This is a genomic window from Ruegeria sp. O5 (genome assembly GCF_056535105.1).
The window spans coordinates 34,455-51,731 of record NZ_JBQERN010000018.1; the positions used below are offsets into that span (position 1 = coordinate 34,455).

Sequence of the window (17,277 nt, forward strand, 5' to 3'; positions counted from 1 at the left end):
AGGATTACATATGAACTGGTTGTCGCTTCCCCCGTTGGCCGCGCTGAGGGCGTTTGCGGCATTTGCTGAAAAGCGCAACGTCGTCGAAGCTGGGGCTGCGTTAAACGTAAGCCATGCGGCAATTAGCCAGCAGTTGCGTGTACTTGAGAAACACCTGGGTGCTGCCTTGCTGGATCGAACGGGCAAGGCCCTGACCCTGACCGCCGATGGCGAGCACCTGGCCCGAGCCCTGCAACTGGGGTTTGGCGCGATCGAGGTGGCAGTGGGGGATTTGGCGCGGTCTGGTCAGGATCGCCCGGTCCACGTGTCGCTGACATCTTCTTTTGCAGCCTCATGGCTGATGCCGCGCCTACCTGCCTTTCGCGAAACCCACCCCGAGGTGAACCTGATCCTCGATCCTACTGCGGAAATTGTCGAACTGCGACCGGGTGGGATCGATATTGCCATTCGGTACGGCCCCGGCGGTTGGACCGGTGTGCAATCTGAAATGCTGTTGCAGTCGCCCGTGGTCATCGTCGCCGCCCCGAAACTGCTGGGGGAAAAGACATCATGGACTCCGACCGAGCTGGCCCGGCTGCCCTGGCTTGAGGAAATCGGAACCACCGAGGCGACGACCTGGTTGGCCGAACATGGTGCTGGTCCCGAACGCGGCGCCGGGCGCACCGAGTTGCCGGGAAACCTGGTACTGGACGGGCTGAGGGCCGGGCAGGGGGTCACTGTCACAGTGCGACATTTCGTCGAGCCGGACATCAAGGCCGGTCGTATTGTCGAGCTTTATGCAGAGCCGGATACGCGCGGTTACCATATTGTGACGCCAAATTCGGCACTTAGACCCGCAGTAAAGACATTTGTGACGTGGTTGAGGCGTCAGGCACGGGAAATGTGATAAAAGGTGTCTGTACGATGCGCGTTTTGACCCATGTCAAAGTTGCTATGCGCGTGATCTGGAAGAACACACACTCAGAAGAGCCAGTACCGGAGCCAGCCTGTGAGCGATTCCAACCCCACCCCCAGCCTATACGCCGCACGAGAACCGATCTTTCCAAGACGCGTTTCCGGGCCATTTCGGAACCTGAAATGGATCATCCTTATCGTGACACTGGGCATTTACTATGTAACGCCCTGGATCAGATGGGATCGTGGCCCCAGCCTGCCGGATCAGGCCGTGCTGCTGGATCTGGCAAACCGGCGCTTCTATTTCTTCTGGATCGAAATCTGGCCGCACGAGTTCTATTTCGTGGCGGGCCTGCTGATCATGGCGGGGCTGGGTCTGTTCCTGTTCACATCTGCGCTGGGGCGGGTCTGGTGCGGGTATGCCTGCCCGCAAACGGTCTGGACTGACCTTTTCATTCTGGTCGAGCGCTGGATCGAAGGCGACAGGAACGCCCGTTTGCGCCTGCATCGTCAGGAAAAGCTGGATTTCCGCAAGGCACGGCTCCGGGTGACGAAATGGGTGACCTGGTTCCTGATCGGTCTGGCCACCGGCGGCGCCTGGGTGTTTTATTTTGCGGATGCGCCGACGCTGCTCCGCGATCTTGTGACGGGTAACGCGCATCCCATCGCTTACACGACGATGCTGGTTCTGACTGGTACGACCTTCTTCTTCGGCGGGTTCGCCCGCGAACAGATTTGTATCTACGCGTGTCCTTGGCCGCGCATTCAGGCCGCGATGATGGACGAAGACACGCTGGTCGTGGGATACCGCGAATGGCGTGGTGAGCCGCGCGGCAAAGGCAAGCGGACAGCTGATTCCGAGTTGGGGGATTGTATCGACTGCATGGCCTGCGTGAATGTCTGCCCTGTTGGGATCGATATCCGGGATGGTCAGCAGCTTGAATGTATCACCTGTGCCCTGTGTATCGACGCGTGTGATGACATGATGGCCAAGATCGGCAAACCGCGCGGGCTGATCGACTATATGGCGCTCAGCGACGAGCCGCGCGAACGCTCGGGCCAGCCGCCCAAGAATGTCTGGAAACACATCTTCCGGCCCCGTACGATCCTGTACACCTCGTTGTGGTCACTGGTGGGGTTTGCGCTGCTGTTCGCCCTGTTCATTCGCTCTGACATCGATCTGACCGTAGCGCCCGTGCGCAACCCGACCTTTGTCACCCTGTCGGATGGCACCATTCGGAACACCTATGACGTCAGACTGCGCAACAAGCACGGTGAGGACCGCCTGTTCAAATTGTCTCTGGCGGGCGATCCGTCGATGCGACTGGAAATTGAGGGAACCAAGATCGATACTGTGAATGTCACGGCGGATACGGCACAATTGACCCGTGTATATATCGTGGCATCCCGTGACAGCGGTCCGGCGGCAGCAGAAGCGACACCTGTACGGATCTGGGTCGAAGACCTCAGCAGCGGCGAACGCGCTTACAAAGACACCACGTTCAACGGACGGGGGAACTGATCATGGCCGAACGTAAATTCACCGGAAAGCACGCTCTGGCGGTGTTTGTCGGTGCCTTTGGCGTGATCATCGCGGTGAACCTCGTGCTGGCTTATAATGCGGTGAAAACGTTTCCCGGGCTGGAGGTCAAGAATTCCTACGTTGCCAGCCAGGAGTTCAACGATCGCCTGAAAGAGCAGCAGGCATTGGGCTGGACGGTTCGCGCAGAAACCAAAGGTGGTCTTCTGATCCTGCATATTACGGACGCGACCGGCGCGCCGGTTCAGGTCAGCGAATTGCAGGCGGTGGTTGGCCGCGCGACCCATGTGCGGGACGATTTCGCACCGGATTTCACCTTTGACGGCGCGGCCTATGCCACGCCTGCCACGCTGGGCAAGGGCAACTGGAACATCCGGTTGGTCGCGCGTGACGGCAGTGGTGCCGAGTTTTCGCAGCGCGTTCCGCTGTATGTGAAAGGGTAGCCGATGACGGCGCAGCTTTCATCCGGTACGGCGGCCTGTCCGGGGTGTCTGGCAACCCCGGCAGAGCCCGCGCGCCCGATTCCGGACGATGTGCAGATCGCCTTGTCGCTGCCGGGCATCCACTGCTCGGCCTGTATCGCGACGGTCGAACGCGAACTGAACGCCCATCCCGGTGTCGAAGACGCGCGCGTCAACCTGACTTTGAAACGGGCGATGATCAAAGCCGCGCCGGATACCCGCGCGGCCGATCTGATCCCGGTGCTTGAACGGGCAGGTTTCGAAGCGCATGAGCTTGACCCCGGCGCTTTGTCGGCAACACAGGCGGACAAGGCGGGACGTGACCTGCTGATGCGACTGGCCGTCGCCGGGTTTGCATCCATGAACGTGATGCTGTTGTCGGTGTCGGTTTGGTCCGGTGCAACAGACGCGACGCGCGACATGTTCCACTGGATTTCCGCTGCAATCGCGCTGCCTGCCATTGCCTTCTCGGCTCAACCGTTCTTTGCCAACGCCTGGAGCGCCCTGCGGGTGCGGCGGCTGAACATGGATGTGCCGATCACGCTGGCGATCCTGCTGGCGCTGGTCACATCCCTGTGGGAGACCGCGCTGAGCGGAGAGCACGCCTATTTCGATGCCGCGCTGACCCTGACATTCTTCCTGCTGGCGGGCCGGTATCTGGACTACCGCACCCGCGCCGCAGCCCGATCCGCCGCAGAAGAGCTTACCGCTCTGGAAGTGCCGCGCGCGATCCGCATCGTGGACGGGGTGGAGGCCGAAGTTGCGGTGGCCGATCTGAAGGTCGGTGATCTGATCCTTGTGCGCCCCGGTGGCCGAATGCCGGTGGACGGTCAGATCGTGTCTGGTCAGTCCGAACTGGACCGCTCGCTGTTGACGGGGGAAACCTTGCCGGTATTTGCCGAAGCCGGCCAGCTGGTCAGCGCGGGCGAGGTCAACCTGACAGGTCCGCTGACCCTGCGCGCCACAGCAGTGGGTCAGGATACGTCGCTGCACCGGATGGCGGATCTGGTGGCCATCGCAGAATCGGGGCGGTCCCGCTATACCTCGCTGGCCGACAAGGCCGCCAAGCTTTATGCGCCCGGTGTCCACATCCTTTCGGCGCTCAGCTTTGTGGGGTGGTACATCTATTCGGGCGATTTGCGCACCGCTCTGAACATTGCCGCGGCGGTTCTGATCATCACCTGTCCCTGCGCCTTGGGTCTGGCTGTTCCGGCAGTGACCACCGCTGCCTCGGGCCGGTTGTTCCGCAAGGGTATGCTGATCAAGCACGCAACCGCGCTCGAACGGTTGTCCGAGACCGACACCGTGGTGTTCGACAAGACGGGCACGCTGACCTCGGGTGCGCCGGAACTGGTCAATCTTGGCGATCACACCCGCGCACAGGTCGAGGTTGCGCTGGCCCTGGCCGAGGCCTCTGCGCATCCCTTGTCGGTATCATTGGCCAAAGCCGCGCGACAGGCCGGGATCAAACCTGCAAATGTTCGGGACATAACCGAAGTGCCGGGATACGGCACCGAAGGGGAATACCGCGGTCAACCTGTTCGTTTGGGCCGGGCCGCATGGGTTGGCGCACAGCAGGGCGCGGAAACGTCCGCCTGGCTTGCAATTGGCGACGATGCGCCCCTAGCATTCCGTTTCTCGGACGCGCTGCGTCCGGGCGCGGACGAGGCAGTGGAAGCGTTGCGCGCGTCAGGCAAGCACGTGCTGCTGATCTCAGGGGATTCGATGGGTGCCGTGCAATCATTGGCCGAGAAGCTGGGAATAACGGATTGGGTCGCCGAGGCTTTGCCGCAGGACAAAGCACAGCGCATTCAGGACCTCAGGGGCCAGGGCCGCAAAGTTCTGATGGTGGGGGACGGCCTGAACGATACGGCTGCTTTGGCGGCGGCACATGTGTCGATCTCTCCGGCCTCGGCGCTGGATGCGGCGCGGGTTGCCTCGGACATCGTTCTTCTGGGCAATGACCTTCTGCCCATCGCGGATGCCTGCGATACGGCCATCAAGGCCACCCGTCGCATCCGCGAGAACTTTCAGATCGCAACCGTTTACAACGTGATTGCCGTTCCGCTGGCCGTGATCGGACTGGCGACACCGCTGATCGCGGCCTTGGCGATGTCGACCTCGTCGATTACCGTATCGCTGAACGCATTGCGGCTGAGGTAACCCTGATGGAAGTGCTTGCCTATCTGATCCCGATTTCCCTGTTTCTGGGGGGCGTTGGTCTGGTCGCCTTTATCTATACCGTTCGTTCCAATCAGTACGAAGACCCCGATGGCGATGCGCGCCGCATCCTGAGTGACGAGTGGGACGACAAACCCAAACCCTGACCAATCGCCCGATACGCGCAGAGTTCATCCAAGCGCCCTTGAAATTGCCGCAATGCCCGGCTATGTCCGGCCCATCCGCAAGCAGAGAGAACACGCCAAATGGCCACCACCAACCCGATCCAGTTCATTCAGCAAGTCCGTGCCGAAGTTTCCAAGGTCGTCTGGCCGACCCGGCGCGAAGTGCTGTTGACCACGGTCATGGTCTTCATCATGGCGGCGCTGACAGCTGTGTTTTTTGCTTTGGTCGATCTGGGTATCCGGGGCGGCCTTCAGCTGATTCTGGGCGCTTTCGGCTAAGCCGGTTCAGGCGGGGGCAAATACGACTGCCCCTTGCACCTCGCGCGATGTCAGAGTAGGTGACGCATATTCGGAATGGGCGTGTGGCGATTCGGGTCACGCGCCGCTTTTTATTCCGGATGACGTGACAGGATTTAAATGACGGGTGTGTCCGCAATATGTGATGCCCCGAAGACAAACAAGGACGACAGGTTCATGGCGAAACGGTGGTACTCGGTCAGCGTTCTTTCGAATTTCGAAAAGAAGATCGCAGAGCAGATCCGCACGTCGGTGGCTGAACAGGGCCTTGAGAACGATATCGACGAAGTTCTGGTGCCCACCGAAGAGGTGATCGAAGTGCGCCGGGGCAAGAAGGTCACCACCGAACGCCGCTTTATGCCGGGTTACGTGCTGGTGCATATGGAAATGTCGGATCAGGGCTATCACCTGATCAACTCGATCAACCGCGTCACCGGTTTTCTGGGTCCGCAGGGCCGCCCGATGCCGATGCGCGACGCCGAGGTGAACCAGATCCTCAACCGCGTTCAGGAAGGCGAAGAAGCGCCCAAGTTGATGATCACCTTCGAGATCGGCGAGAAGGTCAAGGTCAACGACGGCCCGTTCGAGGATTTCGACGGCATGGTCGAAGGCGTGGACGACGAAGCGCAGAAGCTGAAAGTATCGGTCTCGATCTTTGGCCGCGAAACCCCAGTTGAGCTGGACTTTACTCAGGTCACGAAGCAGAGCTAAGCGCGCTTCCAGAGAAATTCGAAACGCCGCGATGTGAAAGCATAGCGGCGTTTTCGTATCTGTGCCGCAGAAAGCACAACGATCTACCTGCGCCAAAGTATCGACACAATTTGTTGATTATTTCCAGAACGGCGACAATTGAGGGATTACTAGAAAATGACAGCTTTTGCGCAAGATGTGTTGGCCGTCAAAAGCAAAGAAGCACCCAATGTTTCCAGTCTTCTTGTCGAAGTTGCTCGACGGACCGGGAGAAGTCCATTTTCGCTGGCCTTTGACTTTTTCAAGCTTCGCAAGAAACGCGGAAAGCTGAGGTTTTACGAGTACTTTCTTTACGAGCTTTATGATCGGGAGCGTTGGTCTGATATTGAGCGTGAGGAGTTCGTTTCATCTCATGTCCACTGGCCGCTTGTAAATGCTTGCAACAACAGTCAATGGCAGGCCCTCACCGAAGACAAATGGTTGTCTGCGTGTTTCCTCGAACACAACAGGCTGCCCGTGCCGAAAACTTTGGCTGTCTTTGATCGCAGCGCGCGCCAGTTCGGTGGAACGCCAAAACTGACAAACGCCGAAGACTTGAAGTCCTTCTTTTCGACCCACGGGTCATGCTCGGTTTTCGCGAAACCTATCGTCGGGATGTGGAGCGCAGGTGCCATGCGCATTTCGGGGCACACTGATACGCATGTCATTCTGGACGGGCAGGAACCTCAAACCTACGAGGACTTCGCAAATTCGACACTTGGTGAAATCCCCTACATCTTTCAGGACTGTCTGAAACCACATGGTTTTTTTGACGGTATTACCGACGCTATTGCGACCGTGCGCAGTTTGAACATTATCGACGACAATCAACTTTCCGTTCCGTTTACAATGCTAAAGCTGCCCCTTGCGGGGAATGTTGCGGACAACTTCTGGCGGCCCGGCAACCTTCTTTGCAACCTGAACCCGGAAACCGGCGAGGTTAAGGCCATAGCCTCAGTTGAAGACGGTCGCCGAGTTGAACTTAGCTCTCTGCCGGAATGCGACCGCACTCTTATTGGTGAAAAACTGCCATTCTGGGCTGAACTGAAAAAGCTGAACCAAGAAATCGCTTTGTTGCACGCAGAAAATCACTTTGGATCAACGGATATCGCTCTTACAGAGAATGGCCCGGTTGTGGTTGAAGTGAACAATGGCTGCGCTTTTGAACTTGTGCAAATTGCGACTGGTAAAGGGTTTCTCGACGAAAAAATGAAAGAGTTCTTTAGCAAACACAATGTGAAATTCTAGAATATTGGCGAATGCGGCCTTCAACGTTGTCGGATAAGTTCCACTCGCACGTGATTTCAGGGCTCGTATTCTTGTGTCAGGTCATTGTGATAAGCCAGAGGGGCGTACAGCCAGTAATAGTTCGCCCCAAAGAACGCCCAGCAAGCTTTTGCTGACCAGAACGCAGTGCCTTTTGTAGGCCGGGTTCTTTTTTGATTTTGGAAGCGTAACACCGCGGTGCATTTGGCACCGCGGCGGTTTAGTTTAAGACGCGGAGTCCCGACGCCGTTTCGCGTTTGGGCTTACTGCGACTGAACCATGGCTGCGCGCAAAAGCTGCGGGCGGTCGGTCTGGGACGGCAGGAAGACCGCCTGCGACCCGGCATCCAGCGCCGAAAGGCTTGCATCATACCATTGCATCGCAAGATCGCGGCGCGCCTGAACACCAAAGCCTTCGCGCAGATGGTGACCGACCAGTTCTCCGTATGCGGGTTCACCCATGGCAACCAGCATCAGCGCAGACCCAACTGCGGTATCCATGTTGTCCTGACGATATCCCATCGCAAGGCAGACCTTGCTGGTTGCGGCAAGATCAGCAGGGCTAAGACCCGAATCCAAGGCAAGCTTGCGCACCTGGGTTTCAGCCTCTGATTTCGAGTTGATAGACAGCGCATCAACTTGCGGTGCCAACATGTCGCCAAAGGCGGCGCACTGGTCTGCGACCTGATCGGGTGTAAGACCCTGAATGCCCTGCATCAGCTCTTCGCCCTGTGCCATCGCATAACTGCGGGCAAGGCAGAACTGCTCGCTGAGCGCAAAGTCAGGATCGGACATGTTAGACAGGGTCGTATAGCCGCCATTGGTCGACGTTTGCAGCATGACCCCGCTGCACCGATTGGCCAGCGACGGGCCTCCGGTTCCGCCGGAAAACAGGCTCGGCAGGCTGGCTGTCGTGGTTTCAGTGGCGCTTGTTGCGGGTTCGGCCTGTTGAGGCGTGATAACCGGGATGGCCGGTGCTTGGGTCTGAGGTGCCGCCGCCAAGGCAGAGCCGGTTTGCACCTGTTGGCGATAGGCCATCAAGAGCGGTTGACCCGAAAGCTGGGTTGCCGCCTGCCCACCGCTTGTCGCCCAGTAATAGGCCTGCATCAGAAAGTCATACTGATAGGGCTGGAAGTCATAGCCATTCACAGGATAGCCCATGGACACCTGGTAGCGTTCGATCGCCGACCGGGTTCCATGCCCGACCTGCCCATCGACACGCCCGGCGTTATAGCCGAAATAGTTGAGCGCGGTCTGTGTCTGCGCCCCTTGCGAGGTCGATGGAATGCCCGACCGGTAGGTCTGGCTCGAAGACCGGGACTTTTTCTTTTGCTGGTCTTTGCCGATCGCGTATCCGACGACCCCGCCAACGACAGCACCGCCGATGAAGTCGCCCGCATCGGCCCGCGCGGTCTGGGGGACGGACACCGCAAAAGACAGCGCGGCGATTAGCATAGTGAATAAACGAATAATCATGACGAACCTCCGAACAAATTTGTTCTGACCAAGTATAGCACAGCCGCAGCATGGCGCGGTTATTTATGCGGCGCAAGGAACGAAGCTACAGCAGTCTTTCAATCGGGTGCCGGGTTAGCTCCGGTTTTTTCAAGCAAATTAAACCCTTAATATGGCGCGATACCTAGTGTTTCAGGCCGACTGGTTTTTCCTGGCTTTGACCGGAATGATCAGCACTTTCCCGCCCTGGCGCGTCAACGCCGGTGTTCATCGACTTGGAACTCGATTCGGTGATCCCGAATTGAAAGGCAGGCCACTTGCCAACCCCCATGATCCCCTGTAAACGCCGCCCCATCGTCTTCGGGCGAGATTCTCTCGTGGGAGGTTACCGGGGTCGCGATCCCAGGCCGGACCACGCAACAAAATCCGGGTGAGACGCGTTTCACCCTAGTTGAAAGGAAAACCAAATGGCCAAGAAGCTTGCTGGTACAATGAAACTGCAGGTTCCTGCAGGTCAGGCGAACCCGTCGCCGCCAGTTGGTCCGGCGCTGGGTCAGCGCGGCATCAACATCATGGAATTCTGCAAGGCGTTCAACGCCAAGACCGCAGATATGGAGCCCGGCGCGCCGTGCCCGACCGTGATCACCTACTATCAGGACAAGTCCTTCACCATGGACATCAAGACGCCGCCCGCGTCTTACTACCTGAAAAAAGCTGCTGGTCTTAAGCCGGTCGGTAAGCGTAACCGCCCCCGCGGCGCGGAAAACCCAGGTCGCGAGACCGTGGCAACCGTGACCTCCAAGCAGGTTCGTGAAATCGCCGAAGCCAAAATGAAAGATCTGAACGCCAACGACGTCGAAGGCGCAATGCAGATCATCCTGGGCTCGGCCCGCTCCATGGGCATCGAGGTGAAGTAAGATGGCAAAACTCGGTAAACGTACCCGCGCTGCGCGCGAAGCCGTCGCTGGCAAGGAAAACCTGTCGGTGGACGAAGCTGTTGCCCTGGTCAAAGCCAATGCAACGTCGAAATTCGACGAGACCATCGAAATCGCGATGAACCTGGGCGTTGACACCCGTCACGCAGACCAGATGGTGCGCGGCGTTGTCGGCCTGCCGAACGGCACAGGCAAAGACATGCGCGTTGCTGTCTTCGCACGTGGCGCGAAGGCTGACGAAGCGAAAGAAGCAGGCGCGGATATCGTTGGTGCAGAAGACCTGATGGAAACCATTCAGGGCGGCTCCATCGAATTCGATCGCTGCATTGCAACCCCGGACATGATGCCGATCGTCGGTCGTCTGGGTAAGGTTCTGGGCCCCCGTAACCTGATGCCGAACCCCAAGGTTGGCACTGTGACCATGGACGTGAAAGCAGCCGTGGAAGCAGCCAAAGGCGGTGAAGTTCAGTTCAAGGCGGAAAAAGGCGGCGTTGTGCACGCAGGCGTTGGCAAAGCGTCGTTTGACGAAGCCAAGCTGGTTGAAAACATTCGCGCTTTCGTCTCGGCTGTTGCACGGGCCAAGCCGTCGGGCGCCAAGGGCACCTACATGAAGAAAATCGCGCTGAGCTCGACCATGGGCCCTGGTGTGACCGTTGATGTGGCAGAAGCTTCGGGCGAATAAGCCTGACCTACGCCTAAGCAATGTTGCGGGCGGTCCCTTCGGACCGCCCATTTTTTTAGCTGAACTGCAACGCTGTGTGATTGGCTGTATCGCCGGTCAGGGTGAAGAAGCTCCGGTCTTCAATGGGCACCCATTTTCCTGTGCCCTTGTCCAGAGGCTCGGACGCGATGACCCTGCCGCCGTGGTCCAGCCCTTCCCCGAAATACAGGGACGGGCTGCGCTGGTCGCTGGAATACCGAAACGCATACAGGCACTGCCCATCTGAAAAGGCGACGGCCATGCGATCCGGTTGCGTCCGATGACCGTCAAGCGCATCGATCTGACGCAGAGTTGCGACAACAGCGTCCTGCGGCGCATCATCCAGCCCGTTCGCCAGCAGGAGAAGAAACAGAAGCTCTGAATCCGTCGACCCGCGCCGCGCTGCATAAAGTTCGTCCGGCAGTGAGGATTCAAGCCGTCTTCGCAAACGCCCGAACTCGCCAATCTGGCCATTATGCATGAAGGACCATTTGCCAAACGTGAAAGGGTGGCAGTTTGCGCGCGACACTTCGCCGAACGTCGAAGCGCGGACATGGGCCAGAAACAGCGAGGATTTTATCATCCTGCAAAGATCGACCAGGTTACCATCCGACCACGCGGGCAGGACATCCCTGTACAGGCCGGGGCGATCCTGGTCTGCGTACCAGGCCATACCGAAGCCATCGCCATTGACGGCAAGTTTAGCTTCGGCCGCGTGCTGGCTTTGCTCCAGCAAGGAATGCTGGGGCCGGATGACGATGTTTTCAAGCGGTATACTTGGTCCGCAATAGGCGGCAATTCTGCACATTTGTTCTGATTCTTCTTGTTTCTGAGAAAAATTGTCGGGTTATAGTCTTGAACTTGGAACAATGTCACGAACTATTTTGCCGTCAGCCCTGAAATTCGACCAAATCAATTGCTCGTCACCGCACTTTATCTTGTGGTTCTGGTCATCCCTTGTTGCGTCTGATTAATCCCAATTTACCTCTTGGAAACCCCGGCCATCTGTCCTAAGTAGACCTGCGGAATAAAGCGTGCGATTCGTCGTGCGCTTTATTTTGTTTCGTCCAAGACGGTGGGTGGTGCCATATGGCCCCTTAATTCCCTGCCTGAGACGGGTAAGACCAAAGAATTCTGAGGGTCCCACCCTCGGGCGAGTTTTGGCCAATCCCGTAACAACGGACCTGAACGCCGGGGCGCAAGCCGCGGCAAATATGAGCCGGGGTGAGAACTCACCCCTAACTTGGAGAGAACTGTGGATAGAGCCCAGAAAGAGAAAGTGGTCGAGGAACTCGGCCAAATCTTCGAAAGCTCTGGCGTCGTAGTGGTTGCCCACTACGCCGGTCTGACAGTTGCCGAGATGCAGGACCTTCGCGCACGTGCCCGTGACGCGGGTGGCTCCGTGCGTGTTGCCAAGAACAGGCTCGCCAAAATCGCCCTCGAGGGTAAGCCGTGTGCAAGCATGGCCGACCTGCTGACAGGGATGACCGTTCTGACCTATTCCGAGGACCCCGTGGCAGCTGCCAAGGTGGCCGAGGACTTCGCCAAGGATAACAAGAAATTTGAAATCCTCGGCGGTGCAATGGGCGAGAACGCTCTGGACCGCAAAGGCGTTGAAGCCGTTTCGAAAATGCCGTCTCGCGAGGAGCTTATTGCTTCGATCGTGGGCTGCATTGGCGCACCTGCTTCGAACATCGCCGGCGCGATTGGCGCACCTGCAAGCAATATCGCAAGCATCCTTTCCACCATCGAAGAGAAGGCGGAAGCTGCGTAAGCGGTTGGCACTGAATGATCTGCGTAGGGTACCTACCCTGACGTTGGAACACACATTGTAAACGGAAAGAGCTGATAAAATGGCTGATCTGAAAGCACTCGCAGAAAGCATCGTGGGTCTGACCCTGCTGGAAGCACAAGAACTGAAAACCATCCTCAAAGACGAATACGGCATCGAGCCCGCAGCTGGCGGCGCCGTAATGGTCGCAGCAGCTGGTGGCGACGCCGGTGGCGCAGCTGAGGAAGAAAAAACCGAATTCGACGTCGTTCTGAAGAACGCCGGCGCTTCGAAAATCAACGTGATCAAAGAAGTTCGCGGCATCACCGGTCTGGGCCTGAAAGAAGCCAAGGAACTGGTCGAAGCCGGCGGCAAGATCAAAGAAGGCGTGTCGAAAGACGAAGCCGAAGACGTCAAAGCCAAGCTGGAAGCAGCTGGCGCCGAAGTCGAGCTGGCCTAAGCCTGGTCTCAGGCGCATCGCTGATGCGCCGAAAATTTTGGCTGGATCCGGAGAAATCCGGGTCCAGCCGAACCTGTCTTAGAAAGGGCCTCACGGACTGGGGCGTTTTCTAAGACACGGTTTTCGGATCGGGAGGCCGCCTTCGGGACGGTGGCCACGAATTGATCCGGACGTGTTGTCTCGATTGTGCAAGATGCCGGGGCCCGACGGTGTCTTTGCCCGCTGAGAACATCGAAAGGTGACATCTGACATGGCTCAAACGTTCCTTGGCCAGAAACGTCTTCGTAAATATTACGGCAAAATCCGCGAAGTACTGGAGATGCCGAACCTCATTGAGGTACAGAAATCTTCTTATGATCTTTTCCTGCGCTCCGGCGATGCAGAACAGCCCACAGACGGCGAAGGCATCAAAGGCGTGTTCCAATCGGTTTTCCCGATCAAGGATTTCAACGAAACCTCTGTTTTGGAGTTCGTGAAATACGATCTGGAGAAACCCAAATACGACGTCGAAGAGTGCATGCAGCGCGACATGACCTACAGCGCACCGCTGAAGGTTACCCTGCGCCTGATCGTGTTCGATGTTGATGAGGACACCGGCGCGAAATCGGTAAAAGACATCAAGGAACAGGATGTCTTCATGGGCGACATGCCCCTGATGACCCCGAACGGCACCTTTGTCGTCAACGGCACCGAGCGTGTGATCGTCTCCCAGATGCACCGCTCGCCCGGTGTGTTCTTTGACCACGACAAGGGTAAAACCCATTCCTCGGGCAAGCTGCTGTTTGCCTGCCGCATCATCCCGTATCGCGGCAGCTGGCTGGACTTCGAGTTTGATGCCAAGGATATCGTGTTCGCCCGTATCGACCGCCGCCGCAAACTGCCTGTGACAACCCTGCTTTATGCGCTGGGTCTGGATCAGGAAGCGATCATGGACGCGTATTACAAAACCGTGTCCTACAAGCTGGACAAGAAGAAGGGCTGGGTCACGCCGTTCTTCCCCGAGCGTGTTCGCGGCACCCGTCCGACGTATGACCTGATCGACGCGAAATCAGGTGAGGTGATTGCCGAGGCAGGCAAAAAAGTCACCCCGCGCGCGGTCAAGAAGCTGATCGACGAGGGCACCGTCACAGAACTGCTGGTTCCGTTCGATCACATCGTTGGCAAGTTTGTCGCCAAGGACATCATCAACGAAGAAAACGGCGCGATCTATGTCGAAGCCGGTGACGAACTGACGCTGGAATATGACAAGGATGGCGACCTGATCGGCGGTACCGCGAAGGAACTGATCGACGCGGGCATCACCGATATTCCGGTTCTCGACATCGATAACGTCAATGTCGGACCCTACATGCGCAACACCATGGCGCAGGACAAGAACATGAACCGCGAAAGCGCGCTCATGGATATCTACCGCGTCATGCGTCCGGGTGAACCGCCCACCGTCGAAGCGGCGTCGGCCCTGTTCGACACCCTGTTCTTCGACAGCGAGCGGTATGACCTGTCCGCCGTTGGCCGCGTGAAGATGAACATGCGCCTGGCACTGGACGCGCCGGATACCCTGCGTACCCTGCGCCGCGAAGACATCGTGGCCTGCGTCAAGGCTCTGGTCGAACTGCGCGACGGCAAAGGCGACGTGGACGATATCGACCACCTCGGCAACCGTCGTGTGCGTTCGGTCGGTGAACTGATGGAAAACCAGTACCGCGTCGGTCTGCTGCGCATGGAGCGCGCGATCAAAGAGCGTATGTCGTCGGTCGAGATCGACACCGTCATGCCGCAGGACCTGATCAACGCGAAACCGGCTGCTGCTGCTGTGCGTGAATTCTTCGGCTCGTCGCAGCTGTCGCAGTTCATGGACCAGACCAACCCGCTGTCGGAAGTCACCCACAAACGCCGTCTTTCGGCGCTTGGCCCCGGTGGTCTGACGCGTGAGCGTGCGGGCTTTGAAGTGCGCGACGTGCACCCGACCCACTATGGCCGGATGTGCCCGATTGAAACGCCGGAAGGCCCGAACATCGGTCTGATCAACTCGCTGGCCACCTTCGCCCGCGTGAACAAGTATGGCTTCATCGAAACACCTTACCGCGTCGTCAAGGACGCCGAGGTGACCGATGAGGTTCACTACATGTCCGCGACCGAGGAAATGCGTCACACCGTGGCGCAGGCGAACGCGACGCTGGACAAGAACGGCAAGTTCATCAACGATCTGGTTTCGACCCGTCAGGCAGGCGACTACACCCTTGCCCCGCGCGAGAATGTGGACCTGATCGACGTGTCGCCGAAACAGCTGGTTTCGGTCGCGGCTTCGCTGATTCCGTTCCTTGAAAATGACGACGCCAACCGCGCTCTGATGGGCTCGAACATGCAACGTCAGGCGGTTCCGCTGCTGCGGGCCGAGGCACCGCTGGTCGGTACCGGGATCGAGGAGAAGGTCGCAATCGACTCAGGCGCTGCGATTCAGGCGAAACGCGCCGGCATCATCGACCAGGTCGATGCCCAGCGTATCGTTATCCGTGCCACCGAGGATCTGGAACTGGGTGACGCTGGCGTTGACATCTATCGTCTGCGTAAGTTCCAGCGCTCGAACCAGAACACCTGCATCAACCAGCGTCCGCTGATCAAGGTGGGTGACACCGTCCAGAAGGGCGAGGTCATTGCCGACGGTCCGTCGACCGATATGGGTGAACTGGCCTTGGGTAAGAACGTGGTCGTCGCGTTCATGCCGTGGAACGGTTACAACTACGAAGACTCGATCCTGATCTCGGAACGTATCGCGCGTGACGACGTCTTTACCTCGGTCCATATCGAGGAATTCGAAGTCGCCGCCCGTGACACCAAGCTGGGCCCGGAAGAGATCACCCGCGACATCCCCAACGTCGGTGAAGAAGCGCTGCGCAACCTCGACGAGGCGGGCATCGTTTACATCGGCGCGGATGTTGAGCCGGGCGATATTCTGGTCGGCAAGATCACTCCGAAGGGCGAAAGCCCGATGACCCCGGAAGAAAAGCTGCTGCGCGCCATCTTTGGTGAAAAAGCATCTGATGTGCGCGACACCTCGTTGCGCGTGAAGCCGGGCGATTACGGTACGGTCGTCGAGGTTCGCGTCTTCAACCGTCACGGTGTCGAGAAAGACGAGCGTGCGCTGCAGATCGAGCGTGAGGAAGTCGAACGTCTGGCCCGTGACCGGGACGACGAGCTGGCGATCCTTGACCGCAACATCTATGCGCGTCTGCAAGGTCTGATCCTGGGTAAAACCGCTGTCAAAGGCCCGAAAGGTGTCAAGGCAGGGTCGGTGATCACCGAGGATCTGCTGGACACCCTGACCCGTGGTCAATGGTGGCAGCTGGCGCTGGAAGACGAGCAGGACGCACAGATCGTCGAGGCCCTGAACGAGCAATACGAAGTGCAAAAGCGCGCTCTGGATGCCCGTTTCGAGGATAAGGTCGAGAAAGTCCGCCGTGGCGACGACCTGCCGCCGGGTGTGATGAAGATGGTCAAAGTCTTCATCGCCGTGAAGCGCAAGCTGCAGCCGGGCGACAAGATGGCCGGTCGTCACGGGAACAAAGGTGTGATCTCCAAGGTTGTTCCGATGGAAGACATGCCGTTCCTGGCCGATGGGACCCCGGTCGACTTCTGTCTGAACCCGCTGGGTGTGCCTTCGCGTATGAACGTCGGTCAGATCCTTGAAACCCACATGGGTTGGGCCGCGCGCGGTCTGGGTCTGAACATCGATGAAGCTCTGGGTGAATACCGCCGTTCCGGCGACCTGACCCCGGTGCGCGAGGCGATGAAGCTGGCCTATGGCGAAGATGTCTACGAAGAAGGCATCACTGGCATGGACGAGGAAACGCTGATTGAGGCAGCGGGCAACGTGACCCGCGGTGTTCCGATCGCAACCCCGGTCTTTGACGGTGCCAAAGAGGCTGACGTCAACGACGCACTGGTGCGTGCGGGCTTCTCGGAAAGCGGTCAGTCGGTTCTGTTCGACGGTCGTACGGGTGAGCAATTTGCACGTCCGGTGACCGTGGGCATCAAGTACCTGCTGAAACTGCACCACCTGGTGGACGACAAGATCCACGCGCGTTCGACCGGGCCCTACAGCCTGGTTACCCAGCAGCCGCTGGGTGGTAAGGCGCAGTTCGGTGGTCAGCGCTTTGGTGAGATGGAAGTCTGGGCTCTGGAAGCTTACGGCGCCGCCTACACTCTGCAGGAGATGCTCACCGTGAAATCGGATGACGTCGCCGGCCGGACCAAGGTCTATGAGTCGATCGTCAAGGGCGAGGATAACTTTGAAGCGGGCGTACCGGAATCGTTCAACGTTCTGGTGAAAGAAGTCCGCGGCCTCGGCCTGAATATGGAACTCCTGGATGCGGAGGTCGATGAGTGACGAAGGGATGCCGGGCTGAAGCCCGGCCTACCATCTGA

The 17,277-nt window shown here is 58.4% G+C and carries 15 protein-coding genes; 13 read left to right on the forward strand and 2 right to left on the reverse strand.

Features of this window, described 5'->3' with window-relative positions:
* Positions 1-10: 10 nt before the first annotated feature.
* The 8 genes from ACR0M3_RS17080 (at position 11) to ACR0M3_RS17115 (ending at position 7,514) form a co-directional block, all read left to right on the forward strand.
* Positions 11-886, forward strand: coding sequence for a LysR family transcriptional regulator (locus ACR0M3_RS17080; protein ID WP_480538843.1), 876 nt, complete (start codon positions 11-13; stop codon positions 884-886).
* Between the two features lie 102 nt (positions 887-988).
* The gene (ccoG, locus tag ACR0M3_RS17085) at positions 989-2,416 is read left to right on the forward strand and encodes a cytochrome c oxidase accessory protein CcoG (protein WP_267363520.1); all 1,428 of its coding nucleotides are present in this window, start codon (positions 989-991) and stop codon (positions 2,414-2,416) included.
* Between the two features lie 2 nt (positions 2,417-2,418).
* Entirely contained in the window at positions 2,419-2,877 is a 459-nt protein-coding gene (locus tag ACR0M3_RS17090; protein ID WP_209507766.1) for a FixH family protein, read from the forward strand.
* A 3-nt stretch (positions 2,878-2,880) separates the two neighbouring features.
* A complete protein-coding gene (locus tag ACR0M3_RS17095) occupies positions 2,881-5,058 on the forward strand; it encodes a heavy metal translocating P-type ATPase (RefSeq protein ID WP_480911837.1) in 2,178 nt (725 codons plus the stop codon).
* Positions 5,059-5,063: 5 nt separating this feature from the next.
* Positions 5,064-5,222 (forward strand): cbb3-type cytochrome oxidase assembly protein CcoS, encoded by a 159-nt coding sequence (ccoS, locus tag ACR0M3_RS17100; RefSeq protein WP_209507770.1) that lies wholly within the window; start codon positions 5,064-5,066, stop codon positions 5,220-5,222.
* Between the two features lie 99 nt (positions 5,223-5,321).
* Positions 5,322-5,519, forward strand: a complete 198-nt coding sequence (gene secE / locus ACR0M3_RS17105; protein WP_170427365.1) for a preprotein translocase subunit SecE — start codon at positions 5,322-5,324, stop codon at positions 5,517-5,519.
* Between the two features lie 195 nt (positions 5,520-5,714).
* Positions 5,715-6,248 (forward strand): transcription termination/antitermination protein NusG, encoded by a 534-nt coding sequence (gene nusG, locus ACR0M3_RS17110; RefSeq protein ID WP_209507773.1) that lies wholly within the window; start codon positions 5,715-5,717, stop codon positions 6,246-6,248.
* Between the two features lie 156 nt (positions 6,249-6,404).
* On the forward strand, positions 6,405-7,514 hold the full coding sequence (locus ACR0M3_RS17115; protein WP_480560548.1) for a sugar-transfer associated ATP-grasp domain-containing protein: 1,110 nt from the start codon (positions 6,405-6,407) through the stop codon (positions 7,512-7,514).
* Positions 7,515-7,795: 281 nt separating this feature from the next.
* On the opposite strand, the gene ACR0M3_RS17120 is transcribed toward ACR0M3_RS17115, so the two are convergent.
* Positions 7,796-9,007: a peptidoglycan-binding domain-containing protein gene (locus ACR0M3_RS17120; protein ID WP_480774320.1), complete on the reverse strand. Its 1,212-nt coding sequence runs from the start codon at positions 9,005-9,007 to the stop codon at positions 7,796-7,798.
* A 446-nt stretch (positions 9,008-9,453) separates the two neighbouring features.
* On the opposite strand from ACR0M3_RS17120, the gene rplK reads away from it, so the two are divergent.
* A complete protein-coding gene (gene rplK / locus ACR0M3_RS17125) occupies positions 9,454-9,903 on the forward strand; it encodes a 50S ribosomal protein L11 (RefSeq protein WP_010440985.1) in 450 nt (149 codons plus the stop codon).
* A 1-nt stretch (position 9,904) separates the two neighbouring features.
* A complete protein-coding gene (gene rplA / locus ACR0M3_RS17130; protein WP_480484697.1) occupies positions 9,905-10,603 on the forward strand; it encodes a 50S ribosomal protein L1 in 699 nt (232 codons plus the stop codon).
* 55 nt (positions 10,604-10,658) lie between these two features.
* On the opposite strand, the gene ACR0M3_RS17135 is transcribed toward rplA, so the two are convergent.
* Entirely contained in the window at positions 10,659-11,429 is a 771-nt protein-coding gene (locus tag ACR0M3_RS17135; RefSeq protein WP_480911839.1) for a class II glutamine amidotransferase, read from the reverse strand.
* 447 nt (positions 11,430-11,876) lie between these two features.
* Between ACR0M3_RS17135 and rplJ the strand changes: the two genes are divergently transcribed.
* The 3 genes from rplJ to rpoB all read left to right on the forward strand — a co-directional run bounded on the left by rplJ (position 11,877) and on the right by rpoB (position 17,239).
* Positions 11,877-12,395 (forward strand): 50S ribosomal protein L10, encoded by a 519-nt coding sequence (gene rplJ / locus ACR0M3_RS17140; protein ID WP_209507785.1) that lies wholly within the window; start codon positions 11,877-11,879, stop codon positions 12,393-12,395.
* 79 nt (positions 12,396-12,474) lie between these two features.
* On the forward strand, positions 12,475-12,852 hold the full coding sequence (rplL, locus tag ACR0M3_RS17145; protein WP_209507787.1) for a 50S ribosomal protein L7/L12: 378 nt from the start codon (positions 12,475-12,477) through the stop codon (positions 12,850-12,852).
* Positions 12,853-13,102: 250 nt separating this feature from the next.
* Complete coding sequence (gene rpoB / locus ACR0M3_RS17150) at positions 13,103-17,239, forward strand: DNA-directed RNA polymerase subunit beta (RefSeq protein ID WP_267365333.1); 4,137 nt, start codon at positions 13,103-13,105, stop codon at positions 17,237-17,239.
* The last annotated feature ends 38 nt before the right edge of the window (positions 17,240-17,277 follow it).

What these genes read in the sequence shown, in the direction of transcription:
- ACR0M3_RS17080 (WP_480538843.1), top strand. Translation starts at nt 11, where the DNA reads ATGAACTGGTTGTCGCTTCCCCCGTTGGCCGCGCTGAGGGCGTTTGCG.
- ACR0M3_RS17090 (WP_209507766.1), top strand. Translation starts at nt 2,419, where the DNA reads ATGGCCGAACGTAAATTCACCGGAAAGCACGCTCTGGCGGTGTTTGTC.
- ACR0M3_RS17095 (WP_480911837.1), top strand. Translation starts at nt 2,881, where the DNA reads ATGACGGCGCAGCTTTCATCCGGTACGGCGGCCTGTCCGGGGTGTCTG.
- ccoS (WP_209507770.1), top strand. Translation starts at nt 5,064, where the DNA reads ATGGAAGTGCTTGCCTATCTGATCCCGATTTCCCTGTTTCTGGGGGGC.
- secE (WP_170427365.1), top strand. Translation starts at nt 5,322, where the DNA reads ATGGCCACCACCAACCCGATCCAGTTCATTCAGCAAGTCCGTGCCGAA.
- nusG (WP_209507773.1), top strand. Translation starts at nt 5,715, where the DNA reads ATGGCGAAACGGTGGTACTCGGTCAGCGTTCTTTCGAATTTCGAAAAG.
- ACR0M3_RS17115 (WP_480560548.1), top strand. Translation starts at nt 6,405, where the DNA reads ATGACAGCTTTTGCGCAAGATGTGTTGGCCGTCAAAAGCAAAGAAGCA.
- ACR0M3_RS17120 (WP_480774320.1), bottom strand. Translation starts at nt 9,007, where the DNA reads ATGATTATTCGTTTATTCACTATGCTAATCGCCGCGCTGTCTTTTGCG.
- rplK (WP_010440985.1), top strand. Translation starts at nt 9,454, where the DNA reads ATGGCCAAGAAGCTTGCTGGTACAATGAAACTGCAGGTTCCTGCAGGT.
- rplA (WP_480484697.1), top strand. Translation starts at nt 9,905, where the DNA reads ATGGCAAAACTCGGTAAACGTACCCGCGCTGCGCGCGAAGCCGTCGCT.
- ACR0M3_RS17135 (WP_480911839.1), bottom strand. Translation starts at nt 11,429, where the DNA reads ATGTGCAGAATTGCCGCCTATTGCGGACCAAGTATACCGCTTGAAAAC.
- rplL (WP_209507787.1), top strand. Translation starts at nt 12,475, where the DNA reads ATGGCTGATCTGAAAGCACTCGCAGAAAGCATCGTGGGTCTGACCCTG.
- rpoB (WP_267365333.1), top strand. Translation starts at nt 13,103, where the DNA reads ATGGCTCAAACGTTCCTTGGCCAGAAACGTCTTCGTAAATATTACGGC.